Genomic DNA, 14,404 nt, shown 5'->3' on the forward strand with positions numbered 1-14,404 from the left:
CCACAACCGCCTGATCACCCGGCCACTCCGGAGGCCCGGCGCTCGACCGGCGCACGGCCCGGCGCTCGGTCCGCGGTCCGACGACTGCGGCCATTCGGACCTGCCCGGCCGGTGCCCGGCCCGGCCGCGCCGTACCCGCCCGGCCCGGCCACCGTGCCCGCCCGGCTCCCCCTTCCGCCCGCACTCCCTCAGCCGTACAGCTGCGCCCCGTGCCGCTTGCGGCGGTTCGACAGGGCGGAGTCCAGGGAGAACCTCGGGGTTCCGGCCAGGACGAGCGGGACCCAGGCCATCAGATAGGCCAGGTCGTTGCCGTAGTAGTACGGCGTGGTCGCCCAGCTCACGGTGAGCCACAGCATCAGCGAGATCAGCGCACCGCCGAACGCCGCCAGCCGCCCCAGCAGTCCCACCAAGGTCCCCAGGCCCACCGCCAGTTCACCGGCCGCGATGGCATAGCCGAAGAGCACGGGATTGTGCTGCGCAAGGTCGATGAGCTGCGGAAACGCCGCCGCGTCGTGGACCTGCCGCAGGGTCTCACCGAGCGAACCCGAGCCGGAGGCCGACAGGAACGCCGGGTCCGTCAGCTTGTCGATGCCCGCGTAGAGGAAGGTGGCGCCCAGGAAGAGCCGCAACGGGAGCAGCGCGTGGCGCGCCCACTGCCCCCGCATTCCGGCGGCTCCGCCGTCAAGGCCGGCACCTCCGAATTCGGCACCCACCGTACGATTCGCGTGCACCATGACGTCCGCCTCTCCGTTGCCACCGGGCGCAGCCGATTGTGCCCGCGCCCCGGCCTCGTGGGGAGATACGTGCGCACATGCGCAAGAGGTTCAACGAACGGACGCACTTCCGGCGGCTGCGCCACACGGAATCCTCACGCACCGGCCGTCACCCACCGTGCACGGAAGGCCGACCACACCCCTGTCAGCGGCGGTGCGAAGGCCATGCCCGCGACGGCGCCCCCGCCGGGCTCGCGCCGGCTGCCGGTCGCCACCCGGACCGGTCAGCCCCACCCAGCCCGGCCGCCACCTGGACCGGCCAGCCCCACCCGACCCGGCTGCCACCCGACCCAGCTCTACCCGGCCCCGTCGATCCCAGCCCGCCCCTCACTCCACGATGTCCAGCACGTACCCCGCCGTCTCCACCCCCGCGGCGGTGATCACCCGGACCTTGACCCGGCCCGGTTCGACATCGACCGGTACCGGGACGGTCAGCACCTCGTCCGTGGGATTGGCGAAGCCGCCCGCGACCGGGACCAGCGGGACGGGTACGTGCACATCGCCGATCCGCACCACGGTCCGGGCGAGCCGGTCGGGCGTGCCCGCGCCCGGCGGGACGAAGCCGGCGCCGCGGATCTCGATGTCGTCGCCGGTGCGGACCGGCGCGGCGAGGTCGCCCAGCTCACGGGAGCGCACGACGGAGAGGATCACCGGACGGCCGCCGGCCATCAGCTTCCCCATGAGGGAGGTCGCCCCGGAGAGCCCCGCCAGGAGCACCAGCCCCCAGGGCAGCTGCGGCAGTTCGTTCGCCTGCCGCGCCAGCCGTACCAGGGCGCAGACCAGCACGGCGACGTTCACCAGGACGTACTGCACGTCCAGGAAGCTGCCGCACCCCGCGTCGTCCGTCAGCAGATCGGCGGCGCGCGGCCGCTCCGCGGGCACCTTCTGCAGCCACCCGGACCGCACCCGGGCGCCCACCAGCCCATAGGCCAGCACGGCCACGCCGCAGGCCACGGCGAGCATCGCCAGCAGGGAGCCGGACCGGGCGAGCGCCAGGCCCTGGAGCAGCGTGCCCCGCGCCTGCGGGGTGCCGGCGATCGCCAGCTGCCCCGCGAGCGTCAGCACGGCGTACAGCACCGCGGCCGCCCAGCCGGCCGCCACCGTCCGCGAGGTGGACAGCCGCCCGTCCTCGCCGATCAGCGGTGCCAGCGCCCCGCCGTGCGCCCGGTGCCACCAGGCCGCCGCCGTCACGGCCAGCGCGAGGACGACGGCCGCGAGCAGCCCCGCCGTACGGGCCGCCGTCCAGCCGTGGGCGAGGGCGGTCAGCGCCTGGCCGAGCAGCACGGCCACCACCGACGCCCAGACGGCGAGCAGGGTGCGCCGCCGTACCGTCGTCAGCCAGGTGACCCGCTCGGCCGCGCGCCGCTTGGTCAGTTCGCGGGCCGACAGGGCGAGTTCGTCCGACACCCACTGCCGGGCCGCGCCGGCGGAGCGGGCGAGCCCGGCCGGCACTCCGCGTCCGGCGGCGAAGTCCTCCCGCAGCGCGACGAACGCGGCGACCGCCTCGCGGTGCCCCACCCTGGCGCCATGCGGACAGTGCCCGCACCGGCACTCGCCGCCTTCCGTGCCCTCGGCGCCCTCCCCCGGCTCGCTTGTACCGGCCATCCCGCCCGCCGCATTCACCGCCACGTCAGCTACCGCCCCGCCACCGTCATCAACTTGTCCCGGACAAGGGTGAATTGTGTCGTAGAAAGGCAAGGCCGGTGTCAAACCTCCAGCTGACGGCGGGTGGTGGGCGCATCGGCGCGTTGACGTACGGCATCGGGCGGGCCGGATGGCCGAATGCGCCCCGTCATTTCCGTACCGGCGTGCGGTTCCGTCCGTACAACTGACCGGCCGCGCGCCGGGAAATACGGGCGGATCCCCCATTCGGGCGAACCGGGGTAGCGCGACGGCTGAGTCGTCCGCGCGCTGCGCAAGCTCTCGCCGTGTGCCACGTACCCGGACCGCCCAGGTCATCCGGACCATCCCGCCCGCAGGGGCCTCCGCCGCGCCGCCCCGGCGACCGGCGGGTGCCCCGCCCTCCGCAACTCCTGCGCGCCGCCGGGCGCCTGGCGCCCCGGCTGGTGGCGGCCGCCGCCGTCTGCCTGCTGCTGGCCGGCACCGCCGCGCTGCTCGTCCCCGCGCCGGCGGCGGCCGCGCCCGCCGCGTACGGGCGCCCGCTCACCGGCGACAACTGCGCCTACGCCGGAACCGCCCCTCCGGTGGACGTGCCGACCGGTTTCCCCATGCCGCGCGGCTGGCACTTCCCCTGCACCCGGACCACGCCGCCGGCCCCGCCCACCCACGCGCCGGCCCCTCGTCCGCACACCCCGAGGCCTGCGCCGCCGCCCCCGCCTCCTCCCAAGCCCCGGCCGACCCCTCCCCCGCCGCCTCCGCCGCCACCGCCACCACCGCCACCGCCGCCCACTCCCCGTGCCCGCCCGGTGCCGCCGCCGCCCGCGCCCCGGCCGGTGCACACCCCGCCCCGCCGGCCGTCCCCGACGCCGGTCGTGCCCCGCAGTTACACGCCGGTGTCCCACAAGCCGCGCCCTGGGCGCTCGATGGTGACCACGACCTTGCTGCTCACCGCTCCGGCCGTGCTGGCCGGGGCCGCCCTCCGTCCCCGTTCGAGCTCCTCGTCCGGTTCCGCCGGACGCCGTTCCTCGTAGGAGGTCTCCATGTCGCAATGGCTGGTGCTGACCATCGCCATGGCCGCGGTCTGCGGCGTCGTCCTGACCATCACCGTCCTCAAGGAGCGGCGGATCACCGAGGACGACGACCCGACCGAGACGCCGGATGTGATCGAGTATCTGACGATGATGGTGGGGGTGGTGTACGCGATCGTGCTGGGTCTGGCCATCGCCGGTGTCTGGGAGGCGAGAAGCGCGGCCGAGGACACCGTGCGGGCAGAGGCCCAGGCGTTGCACGAGGTCTCTGCGCGGGCCCGGGCGTATCCCGCGCCGGTGCGGGACAAGATCCGTGCGGATGTCGGGGCCTATGTGACGTATGTGGTGCACAAGGAGTGGCCGGTCATGGCCGGGCAGGGCGAACTGACCAAGCACGGCGGCGAGCTGCTGACGAAGGTCCGGGCGGATGTCACCGACTACCACCCGCGCAACGACTACGAGGGGCAGTCCTACCAGCCGTTGGTCGATCAGGTCGCGGCGGTCGACGGGGCTCGCGCCGCCCGTGCGGACGCGGCGGATTCGACGCTGCCGGGCGTGGTGTGGTTCGGGCTGATCGCCGGCGGTGCCATCTCCATCGGCGTGATGTTCACCCTGCAGATCCGGCGCTCCGGGCGGGAGTTGCTGATGGCCGGCCTCTTCAGCGCCCTGATCGCCTTCCTGCTGTTCCTCGTCTGGGACTTCGACGCCCCGTTCAGCCACGGCATCTCCGCGACGACGGCCCCCCTGCGCGAGCTGCTGCCACCCTCGTGAACCGGGGCCTGCGGGAGGGCGGCACGACCGGCCGTCCCGCGGGCCCGGCGTACGGGGAACCGGCGTACGGAAACCAAGCGTTCGGGGCCCCGGGTCGTGGAGCCTCGGGGCGCGGAGCCTGCGCCCCGGGCCCCTCCGTCAGAGGTGCAGCTCGGCGGGGAAGCCCGTCCACCGCAGTTCCTCGGGCAGATGCCGCATGTCGTTGGAGACGAGGAGGGAGGCGGGCCGACCGGGGGCGTAGCGGATGACGTTGAGCGCCGCGTTGCCGTGGTTGAGGCCGAGCCATCGCCAGTCCGGTGCGTGCATGGCGTCCCGGACGAGCCAGGCGACCAGGAAGTTGTGGGTGACGACCAGCTCATGCCGATCCTGCGCGCCGCCCACCGGCCCGGTGAACAGCTCCAGCGCCCGTCGGGCCAGCACGGCTCCGCTCGCCCGCTCCACGTCCGTGACGCCGTCGAGGAAGCGGAGAAACAAGTCCGCCGAATCGGGCGGAAGTTCGCTCCTATCCGGCAGGTAGGGCACGTAGTCACCGGCGACTTCCGCCACGCGCAGCGGAACGCCCTTCAGCTGCTCGCCGATCAGCCGAGCGGTCTCTTCCGCCCGCGGCAGGGGACCGTGGTGAACGGCCGCGAGGGGAACGTCCCGGAGACGCCGGCCGAGCAGAGTGGCCTGCCGCCGCCCGGCCGCCGTCAGCCCGCTCTCGTCCGCCGTCGCCTCGCCGTGCCGGACCAGATAGAGGTAACGGCTGGCCATACCGGTCATCACACGCTCCTCCGCGCCCGTGGCGATCTTGTACATCCGTGGACGCGGTCTCCCAGGTCGCGGGTTCCTCCCTCACCGAAGAGAGGGGGCTGGTCGAAGAGACAGCCCTAGTCGAAGAGGTCCGGTTCGCTGCGGGTGATCTGTTGGTGGAGGGGCTGGTAGTTGATCCAGGCCACCAGGTCGTTGCCCAGTTGTTCGCGGGTGTGGACGGCGTTGTGGTGGTCGATCAGGACCGTTTTGCCGGCTGCCTTCGCGGTGAGCTGGACCTGGCAGGAGCGCTCCATCGTGAGGAACCACCAGGCCGCCGCGTCGACCGAGTCGCCGACCGTCAACAGGCCGTGGTTGCGCAGGATCACGGCCTTGTGCGGGCCCAGTGCGGCCGCGATCCGCCGGCCCTCCTCCTCGTCCACGACCACGCCCGTGTAGTCGTCGAAGAGCGCATGGTCCTCGTAGAAGGCGCAGACGTCCTGGGTGATCGGCTCCAGCAGCTCGCCCAGTGCGGACAGCGCGCGGCCGTACGTGGAGTGGCTGTGTGCCGCGGCGACGACGTCCGGGCGGGCCCGGTGGACCTGGGCGTGGATGGCGAACGCCGCCTGGTTGACGTGGTGGCGGCCCTCGACGACCTTGCCCTCCGCGTTCACCAGGAGCAGGTCGCTGACCGTGATGTGCCGGAACGACATCCCGAAGGGGTTGACCCAGAAGCAGTGCGGGAACTCCGGGTCGCGGGCGGTGATGTGGCCCGCGACGCCCTCCTCGAAGCCGAAGCGCCCGAACAGGCGCAACGCCGCGACCAGGCGTTCCTTGCGGTGGCGCCGTTCGTCCGCGACGGTCTCGTGGGTGGGCGGCATCGCGAAGTGCAGCTGTTCGGTGGGGACGGGCGTCGGCTCGGGCATCGCGGCTCTCCTCCTGGCACGTACGGCTCTTGATGCTCGAAGCGGAAGTTACCTTTCACTACCGCAGGTAAACAGGGCCAGGACAGACACAGATCGGTCAGCCTGCATCATGAACGCACCACAAGCGGCAGCGGAGGGGCACATCATGAGGGCCGTATCGGTCAGCAAGGACATCCACGCCACACCCGGGCAGCTCTTCGCCGTCCTGCGGGACCCGGCCCGGCATACCGAGCTGGACGGCTCGGGCATGCTGCGCGGCCGCCCGAAGGGGCCGTCGCCGCTGGGCCTCGGCGACCGGTTCAGCATGGGCATGGCGCAGGGGCGGATCGCGTACCGGTCGGTGAACGTGGTGGTGGAGTACGAGGAGGACCGGCTGTTCGCCTGGGAGACCTGGGGCGAGGTCGGCGGCCGGCGGCTGATCGGCGGGCAGCGCTGGCGCTACGAGCTGACGCCCGGGGACGGCGCGGCGGGCACGGACGCCGGCGGGCGCGCGGGGACCACCCGGGTCACCCACACCTACGACTGGTCGCGGGCCCGGCTCCCCCGCCTCGTCGTCGAACTCCCGGGCTTCCCGCGGCGGATGGGCCCGGCGATGGCCACGACGCTGGAGCACCTGGCCGCGTCCGTGGAGGGCTGAGGCCGGCGCGGGAGGCGTGGCAGGGGAGAGAGCCGGGAAGCGGACCGCACGGCACCGCGCACCGGACTCCGCCCGCAACGCACCACGCCGCCGCCCGGTGGCCCGGGCGGCGGCGTGGGTCAGGTGGCGAGCGGGATCACTCCCACTCGATGGTGCCCGGCGGCTTGCTGGTGACGTCGAGGACGACGCGGTTGACGTCGGCGACCTCGTTGGTGATGCGGGTGGAGATGCGCGCCAGCACGTCGTACGGCATCCGCGTCCAGTCCGCGGTCATCGCGTCCTCGGAGGAGACCGGGCGCAGCACGATCGGGTGGCCGTACGTCCGGCCGTCGCCCTGGACGCCGACCGAGCGGACGTCGGCGAGCAGGACCACCGGGCACTGCCAGATCTCGCGGTCCAGACCGGCCGCGGTCAGCTCCTCGCGGGCGATGGCGTCGGCCTCGCGCAGCAGGTCCAGGCGCTCCTTGGTGACCTCGCCGACGATGCGGATGCCCAGGCCGGGGCCGGGGAACGGCTGGCGGTGGACGATCTCGTCGGGCAGGCCGAGCTCCGAGCCGACCATCCGGACCTCGTCCTTGAACAGCTGGCGCAGCGGCTCGACGAGCTGGAACTCGATGTCGTCGGGGAGCCCGCCGACGTTGTGGTGCGACTTGATGTTGGCGGTGCCCGTGCCGCCGCCGGACTCGACGATGTCCGGGTAGAGCGTGCCCTGGACGAGGAAGGCGACTTCCTCGCCCTCGGCGCCGGCCTCGGCGACCAGCTCGGCCTGGGCCTGCTCGAAGACGCGGATGAACTCGCGCCCGATGATCTTCCGCTTCTGCTCGGGGTCGCTGACCCCGGCCAGCGCGGTCAGGAAGCGCTCCTCGGCGTCGACGACCTTGAGCTGGACGCCGGTGGCGGCCACGAAGTCCTTCTCGACCTGCTCCGACTCGCCCTTGCGCTGGAGGCCGTGGTCGACGTAGACGCAGGTCAGCTGCTCGCCGATGGCCTTCTGCACGATGGCGGCGGCCACCGAGGAGTCCACGCCGCCGGACAGGCCGCAGATGGCGCGCTTGGTGCCGACCTGGGCGCGGATCGCGGCGACCTGCTCCTCGACCACGCTGGTGGTGGTCCAGCTCGGCTCGATGCCCGCGCCGCGGTAGAGGAAGTGCTCCAGGATCTGCTGGCCGTGCGTGGAGTGCATGACCTCGGGGTGGTACTGGACGCCGTAGAGCTTCTTCTCGTCGTTCTCGAAGGCGGCGACGGGCACGACGTCCGTGGACGCGGTGACCGTGAAGCCCTCGGGGGCGGCGGAGCAGGCGTCGCCGTGGGACATCCACACCGGCTGCTCGGCGGGGGTGCCCTCGAACAGGGTGGAGCCGGGACGGGAGACGGTCAGCGGGGTGCGGCCGTACTCGCGGGCGCCGGTGTTGTCGACCGTGCCGCCGAGGGTGATGGCCATGAGCTGGAAGCCGTAGCACATGCCGAAGACCGGGACACCGGCCTCGAACAGCGAACGGTCCAGGCTGGGGGCGCCTTCGGCGTAGACCGAGGAGGGACCTCCGGACAGGATGATCGCCTTGGGGTTCTTGGCGAGCATCTCGGCCACCGGCATGGTGGACGGCACGATCTCGCTGTAGACCCGGGCCTCACGGACCCGGCGGGCGATGAGCTGGGCGTACTGTGCGCCGAAGTCGACTACGAGGACGACGTCCGGGGCAGCGGCAGGGGGCGCTGATGGCACTTCGGCGGCCTTCCGGCGGTGTGGAGCAGGGTTGGACTTTCGATTCTAACGGGCTCATACTGAGCCCCATGAACACGCAGCTGACCTTCGTCTTTACCTATGGCACCGGCCCAACCGGCTGCCATGGTCGTGCTGCTTGATCAACTGACGAGCAACTTCCCAGGCGCCCCGGGCCGAATAGGTCCGGGGCGCCTGCGTCTGTCGGGACCTCGGCTCCGGGCCACACTCCCCAGGAGACGGACATGAGCAACGCGACCACCACGGCACCCGCCACGACGGCGACCCCCGCGGGCACCACGGCCGAGACCGGTGCACGCACCCCGGAGGCCGCCGGGATCATCACCGACGCACGGCAGCGGATCGACGATCTCGACGGCCGGATCATCGGCCTCGTCCAGGAACGGATGGCGGTCTCCGCGGTGATCCAGCGCGAGCGCCTCACCTCGGGCGGGCGGCGGGTGAACCTCTCCCGCGAGATGGAGATCCTCGCCCACTACAGCGATCAGCTCGGCAAGCCGGGCACCGCGCTGGCGATGACCCTGCTGGAGCTGTCGCGCGGCCAGATCTGAGGCAGCCCCCGAGGGTGCCCGAGCCCGCGGCATGGCCGGTTCCCGACGGTGTGCGGTCGGCCTTCGGCGAGCGCCGGAGCGCAGGGCGGAGCGGGCGCGCCCCGGCGCGGCTGCCGCATCTGAGTTCGGTTGCCGACTCACCCGTACGGCGCGTGACCGGCCGCCGCGAGGCTTCGTTGTTCCCGGTGCCACGCCAGCCAGGCGCGGCCTGCAGGACTACGCGTAGACGCCGCCCCACGGGCGGAACCCCGGAGCGATGAGACGCCGACCGCCAGCCGCGGTCCGCGTCGTGGGACCTCGCTCCGGTGCAGTGACCGGTCGGCAGGGGACAGCAGCCCGGTCACATCCGATGGGGTGGTCGGTCCTGGGGACGCCCGGGACCGACCGCATCCGGTCGAAACGGTTGCGCCAGGTGAGGCGCATCCAGCACGATGCTTGACGCACCACCCTCCGCAGTCCGCCGGGGCCTTCGGCATCGCCACGGGTCCGGTCGGCGCGGGGGCCGCACCATCGAGCATCACCCCGAGAGCCAGCGGCGCCATCCCCCCCCCCGGCGCCGCCCTCGGTACCGGCGCCGCCCTGACGCCGGCACCGGAAGCCAAGGGCCCCGTGGCCGTCCGCACCCCCCTCGCGGACGGCGTTCCCGGGGCCCTTCGCTCTGTCCGCTCCGTGGGGCGCACGCCCGGCGCACGGGCCGCACGGAGCCGGCGCCCCGGACCCCGCCCGTGCGAAGCCGCTGAGACGGCCGCCCACGAATGTGACGGGTTTCACGGCAGCCGGAGGCCGCTTCCCGGGAAACGGACACCCCTTTTTCGGCCAGGGGGCCGGGGAAGCGCCAGGAGGGGCGGCAAGGCGCCTGCCCGGACGCGCAGGGCTCTCGCGTGCCTAGTCGGCGGACTTCTTCGGGGGGGACCGGTGGGACGGCCAGGATCGGCAGGTGCAGGGCGCCGTACGCCTTCGCGGGGACGGCGGGGCGCAGCGGCTCGACCGGGGTCAGCCGCCGGTAGCCCTTGCCCTGGGCGGGGCGCGGGTCCGGCTCGCCCTTGTTGGGCCACAGCGACATCGCCCGCTCGGCCTGTGCGGTGATCGTCAGCGACGGGTTGACGCCCAGGTTGGCGGAGACCGCGGCGCCGTCGACGACCGAGATGCCCGGGTGGCCGTAGAGGCGGTGGTAGGGGTCGATGACGCCCCGGCCGGCGTCCGCGCCGATCGGGCAGCCGCCCAGGAAGTGCGCGGTCAGCGGGGTCCCCATCAGCTCGCCGACGTTGCTGCCCGCGAAGCCGTTGATCTCCTGGGCGAGCAGGGTGGCCGCCTCGGTGGCCGCGGCGATCTGCTCGGGGTTGGGCGCGCCGTGGCCCTGCCGCGCGGTGAGCAGGCCCTTGCCCGGGCCCTTCGGCTTGCGGTACGTCGTCAGCGAGTTGTCCAGGGACTGCATGACCAGACCGATGATGGTCCGCTCCGACCAGCGGCGGTTGGACAGCGACCGCAGGGCCAGCAGCGGGTGGCGGGCCACGTTCGCCAGCCAGCCCGCGACCCGGCCGGTGGGGCGGAAGGGCACCTGGAGGATGGTCAGCCCGCCCATCGCGTTGGAGCCCCGGCCGTAACGGACCGGTTCGATATGGGTGTCGGCGTCCGGGTGGATCGACGAGGTGATCGCCACGCCCCGGGTGAAGTCGGCCTTCGTGCCGTGCCGCCTGCGGTAGCGGCGGTCGTCGGTCTGCGCGCCCACCAGGGCCTCGGAGTTGGTGCGGGTCAGCGCGCCGAGCCGGCCGGAGACGTGCGGGAGCAGACCGCTGTCCTTCATCCGGTGCAGCAGGGTCTGCGTGCCGTAGGTGCCGGCCGCGAGGACGACGCGGCGGGCGGTGAACGTCCGGCCCGCGCCCCGCTTCTTCTGGTCCGTGGGGAGGGTGCCCGCGGCGAATCCGCCGCGGGAGTCCTCGGTCAGCGAGACGACCGAGGTCATCGGGTGGATGACCGCACCGGCGCGTTCGGCGAGGTGGAGGTAGTTCTCGTTGAGGGTGTTCTTGGCGCCGTGGCGGCAGCCGGTCATGCACTCCCCGCACTCGGTGCAGGCCCGGCGGGCGGGGCCGGCGCCGCCGAAGTACGGATCCGCGGCCTCCGCGCCCGGCTTCGTCCGCGCGCCACCGTCCGCGTCCTCGCCGTCCCCGAAGAACACCCCGACCGGCGCCATGTGGAAGGAGTCGCCGACGCCCATGGCCTCGGCGGCCGCCTTCAGATGGACGTCGGAGGGCGTCATTGTCGGGTTGAGCCGCACGCCCAGCATCCGCTGCGCCTGGTCGTAGTGCGGCGCCAACTCCTGCTGCCAGTCGGTGATGTCCTTCCACTGCGGGTCGTCGAAGAAGGGTTTGGGCGGCACGTAGAGGGTGTTGGCGTAGTTGAGCGAGCCGCCGCCGACGCCGGCGCCCGCCAGGACCATGACGTTGCCCAGGAGGTGGATGCGCTGGATGCCGTAGCAGCCGAGCGCCGGGGCCCACAGGTAGTTGCGCAGGTCCCAGGAGTTCTTGGGCAGCGTCTCCCGGGTGAAGCGGCGGCCCGCTTCGAGGACGCCGACGCGGTAGCCCTTCTCGGTCAGGCGCAGGGCGGAGACCGCGCCGCCGAAGCCGGAGCCGATGACGAGCACGTCGTAGTCGTAGCCGTCCGTCCCGGTGCCGTCCGGGTCCCGGGGGCGGGCAGAGTTCTCCTGTGGCACTGGCTCTCCCTGCTGGTTTCCCTGCTGGTTTGCTGACGGAGCAGAACGGAACGGCGTGGCAGGCCGGGCGGGCGGCCTGCCGCGGGCGGCCTCAGCGCAGGCGGAACGCCTTCATCGCGCGCAGGCTGCGGGTCATCAGCTGTGCGTACTTCTCATCGGTGAGCCCGAAGGACGGGGCGAGCGGCATCAGCCGCTGCTGGGCGACGGTCTGGCCCTCGGTGTACTTGAGGATGCCCTCGGAGCCGTGCCGTCGGCCCAGGCCCGAGTCCCCCATGCCGCCCATCGGCGACTGCACGCTGCCGTAGCCGGCGGCGTAGGACTCGTTGACGTTGACCGTGCCGGTGCGCATCCGGGCGGCGACGGCGCGGCCGCGGCGGCCGTCCTTGGTCCAGACGCTGGAATTCAGGCCGTAGGGCGTGGCGTTGGCGAGCGCCACCGCCTCGTCCTCGTCGCGGAAGCGGTAGACGGAGACGACCGGGCCGAAGGTCTCCTCGCCGCAGACGGCCATCGGGGCCTGCACGCCGTCGAGGATCGTGGGCTCGTAGAAGAGCGGGCCGATGTCGGGGCGGGGGCGGCCGCCGGCGATCAGCTCGGCGCCCTTGGCGACGGCCTCCTCGACATGGCGGGTGACGGTCTCCAGCTGGCGCTCGCCGACCAGCGAGCCCATGTCGGCGCCGTAGGCCAGGGAGTTGCCCAGCCGCATCGCCTTCGTGCGGGCGGCGAACCGCTGGAGGAAGTCGTCGGCGACGGACTCGTGGACGTAGAGCCGCTCGATGGAGATGCACAGCTGGCCGGCGGAGGAGAAGCAGCCGCGGACGGCGCCGGCGGCGGCCTTCTCCACATCGGCGTCCGCCAGCACCAGCATGGCGTTCTTGCCGCCGAGTTCGAGGCTGACGCCGACCAGGCGGGCGGCGGCGCCCTGGGCGACCTCGCGGCCGGTGCGGGTCGAGCCGGTGAAGGAGACGTAGTCGGCGTGCGCGACGACGGCGGGGCCGACGACCGGACCCTCGCCGATCACGACCTGCCACAGGTCCTCCGGCAGCCCGGCCTCGATGAGCTGCTCGCGGGCCCACAGCGCGGTCAGCGCGGTCTCCGTGTCGGGCTTCATGACGACGGCGTTGCCCGCGACGAAGGCCGGCAGCGCGTCGCCGACGGACAGCTCGAAGGGGTAGTTCCAGGGGGCTATCTGCCCGATGACGCCCCGGGGCTGGCGGAGTTCGGTGACCTTGGTGAGGGTCGGGACGACGCCGGTGTGGCGCTTGGGCCGGAGGTAGGCGGGGGCCTTGCGGCCGTAGTGGCGGGCGGTGACGGCGACCGCCAGCACCTCCTCGTGGGCGTGCAGCCGCGCCTTGCCGGTCTCCAGCTGGATCAGGTCGAGCACCTCGGCCTGGCGGCGGAGCACCAGGTCGTGGAAGCGGAGCAGGACGGCGGCGCGCTGCCGGAGGGGGACCTGGGCCCAGCGCTCCTGGGCCGCGCGGGCCCGCTCGAAGGCGGTGGCGACGTCCTCGGGGCTCGACTCGGGCAGGTCGGCCAGCTTCTCGCCGGTGAACGGGGTGTGGTTGGCGGTGCGGCCGCCGCTGCTGACCACGCCCCGGGTGAGCCGGGCGGCGATCTCGGGGGTGACCACCTCGGCCGCGGTACGGGCACCGGCCGGCGCGGGGGCGACCGGGTTGCCGTCGGCCGGTGCCGCGGTCGCGGGGGCTTCGGCGGAAGGCGTGGCGGCAGTGGTCGCGGGGGCCGCGTCGGGGGCCTCCGCGGAGGCGAGGGGGGCCTCTCCCGCCTGCGCGGAGCCGAGAGCGGAGGCAGCTGTTCCGGTGTCCTGCGAGTCCGTCATGTCGGCGAGGGTATGCCTCCCCGGACGCTTTGTGTACCCGGCAGTAACGAGTTTTCCCGGCAGGTGCGCCATCGCGCCAGTGTCCGCTGGCCGTATGGGCGCTGGTCTGGGGCGACCGTGGGCCCGGGCTCACGCCCCCGGCAGCCGGAAGGCGCCGAGCGCCGTCTCCAGGTGGCGCCGGGCCTCGCCGCGCGCGCCGAGCGGGGCGGAGATCCACACCTCGACCGTCCGTCCGCCCTCGTCCCAGCTGAGGTCGCAGGTGTACCGGGGGCCGCCGTCGTGCGCGCCGCCGTCCTGGACGAACTCCCACCGCCCGGCCCGTAGTCCGTGCCGGGTGGTGGCGGTGACCCGGCCCCGGCGGTATCCGGGGTGGTCGGCCGGGCCCCGCGCGTCCGCCGCCCGCAGTGCGCCGAGCGGCCCCTGGGGCAGCGCCTTCTGCAGCCGGACGCCGAGGTCGAAGCGGCCGCCCCGGGAGGAGTAGGAGATCCGGCCGTGCCCGGAGGTGCGGGTGGCGCCGGCCGGTACGGCGATCACGAAACCCGCCGGGTCGCGCACGAGCCGGTAGCCGGCCGGGAGGGGGCCGGTGGCGGGCGGCGGCGGGGCGGTGACCGTGACGGTGGACCGCGCGCCGGCGGCGCCGGAGCTCCGCGCCGGGGCCGGTCCCGCGGTGTGCGGCGAGCGGCCGGGGCGGCCGTCGGTCCCGCGGTGCGTCAGCAGTACGGCCAGTCCCGCGCCCGTACCGCCGATCACCACCACCGCCAGCGCGATCAGCAGGACGGTGCGGGTGCGGCCGGTGTGCGGGCGGGCGGCCGCGGCCAGCGCCCGGTCGTCGAACGCCGCCCGGATCGGGGTGGCCGGGGCCGGACCACGGGCGGGCGGGACCCCGGACGGCGCCCCCGCGTCCAACGGGTCCTCGCTGGGCGGGTGTTCACCGGGCAGACCGCCGTCGGACCCGTCGCGCAGGGCGGCGTGGGCCTCGGCGTCGGCGTCGAGCGGGGCCACCGGTGCGCCGGGGCGCCGCCCGCCCGGGCCGCCCGGTCCGCCTGGTCCGCCCGGTCCGCCTGGTCCGCCCGGTCCGCCCGCG

Annotated in this window: 10 protein-coding genes and 2 pseudogenes; 3 read left to right on the forward strand and 9 right to left on the reverse strand. The window is 73.8% G+C overall.

The window, feature by feature from the left end; all coding sequences use genetic code 11:
• Positions 1-188 precede the first annotated feature (188 nt).
• From IEY78_RS31140 to IEY78_RS31150, 3 genes are all read right to left on the reverse strand, one after another.
• A complete protein-coding gene (locus IEY78_RS31140) occupies positions 189-734 on the reverse strand; it encodes a TQO small subunit DoxD (protein WP_189104048.1) in 546 nt (181 codons plus the stop codon).
• Positions 735-1,100: 366 nt separating this feature from the next.
• Positions 1,101-2,378: a hypothetical protein gene (locus tag IEY78_RS31145; protein WP_189104049.1), complete on the reverse strand. Its 1,278-nt coding sequence runs from the start codon at positions 2,376-2,378 to the stop codon at positions 1,101-1,103.
• A gap of 898 nt (positions 2,379-3,276) precedes the next feature.
• On the reverse strand, positions 3,277-3,435 hold the full coding sequence (locus IEY78_RS31150) for a hypothetical protein (protein WP_189104051.1): 159 nt from the start codon (positions 3,433-3,435) through the stop codon (positions 3,277-3,279).
• Between IEY78_RS31150 and IEY78_RS31155 the strand changes: the two genes are divergently transcribed.
• A complete protein-coding gene (locus IEY78_RS31155; protein ID WP_189104053.1) occupies positions 3,434-4,192 on the forward strand; it encodes a bestrophin-like domain in 759 nt (252 codons plus the stop codon). The genes IEY78_RS31150 and IEY78_RS31155 overlap by 2 nt on opposite strands.
• 138 nt (positions 4,193-4,330) lie before the next feature.
• Here the strand turns inward: IEY78_RS31155 and IEY78_RS31160 are convergent, their stop codons facing one another.
• Entirely contained in the window at positions 4,331-4,954 is a 624-nt protein-coding gene (locus IEY78_RS31160; RefSeq protein ID WP_189104055.1) for a histidine phosphatase family protein, read from the reverse strand.
• A 107-nt stretch (positions 4,955-5,061) separates the two neighbouring features.
• Positions 5,062-5,853, reverse strand: a pseudogene (locus IEY78_RS31165) (class II aldolase/adducin family protein); the annotation flags it as partial.
• Between the two features lie 139 nt (positions 5,854-5,992).
• Between IEY78_RS31165 and IEY78_RS31170 the strand changes: the two are divergent.
• A complete protein-coding gene (locus tag IEY78_RS31170) occupies positions 5,993-6,484 on the forward strand; it encodes an SRPBCC family protein (RefSeq protein WP_189104059.1) in 492 nt (163 codons plus the stop codon).
• A 136-nt stretch (positions 6,485-6,620) separates the two neighbouring features.
• On the opposite strand, the gene guaA is transcribed toward IEY78_RS31170, so the two are convergent.
• Positions 6,621-8,207, reverse strand: a complete 1,587-nt coding sequence (gene guaA / locus IEY78_RS31175; RefSeq protein ID WP_189104061.1) for a glutamine-hydrolyzing GMP synthase — start codon at positions 8,205-8,207, stop codon at positions 6,621-6,623.
• A gap of 242 nt (positions 8,208-8,449) precedes the next feature.
• Between guaA and IEY78_RS31180 the strand changes: the two genes are divergently transcribed.
• Positions 8,450-8,776 carry a chorismate mutase gene (locus IEY78_RS31180; RefSeq protein WP_189104063.1) on the forward strand — a complete coding sequence of 109 codons (327 nt, stop codon included), beginning with the start codon at positions 8,450-8,452 and terminating at the stop codon, positions 8,774-8,776.
• Positions 8,777-9,674: 898 nt separating this feature from the next.
• Here the strand turns inward: IEY78_RS31180 and IEY78_RS31185 are convergent.
• From IEY78_RS31185 to IEY78_RS31195, 3 genes and pseudogenes are all read right to left on the reverse strand, one after another.
• Positions 9,675-11,486, reverse strand: a pseudogene (locus IEY78_RS31185) (GMC oxidoreductase); the annotation flags it as partial.
• A 91-nt stretch (positions 11,487-11,577) separates the two neighbouring features.
• Positions 11,578-13,320 carry a succinic semialdehyde dehydrogenase gene (locus IEY78_RS31190; RefSeq protein ID WP_189104065.1) on the reverse strand — a complete coding sequence of 581 codons (1,743 nt, stop codon included), beginning with the start codon at positions 13,318-13,320 and terminating at the stop codon, positions 11,578-11,580.
• Between the two features lie 129 nt (positions 13,321-13,449).
• The coding region (locus IEY78_RS31195) for a serine/threonine kinase C-terminal domain-containing protein (RefSeq protein ID WP_506417106.1) at positions 13,450-14,404 on the reverse strand (955 nt) is incomplete at its 5' end.

This window comes from Streptomyces kronopolitis (assembly GCF_014646275.1).
In the GTDB taxonomy this organism is placed as follows: Bacteria; Actinomycetota; Actinomycetes; order Streptomycetales; family Streptomycetaceae; genus Streptomyces; species Streptomyces kronopolitis.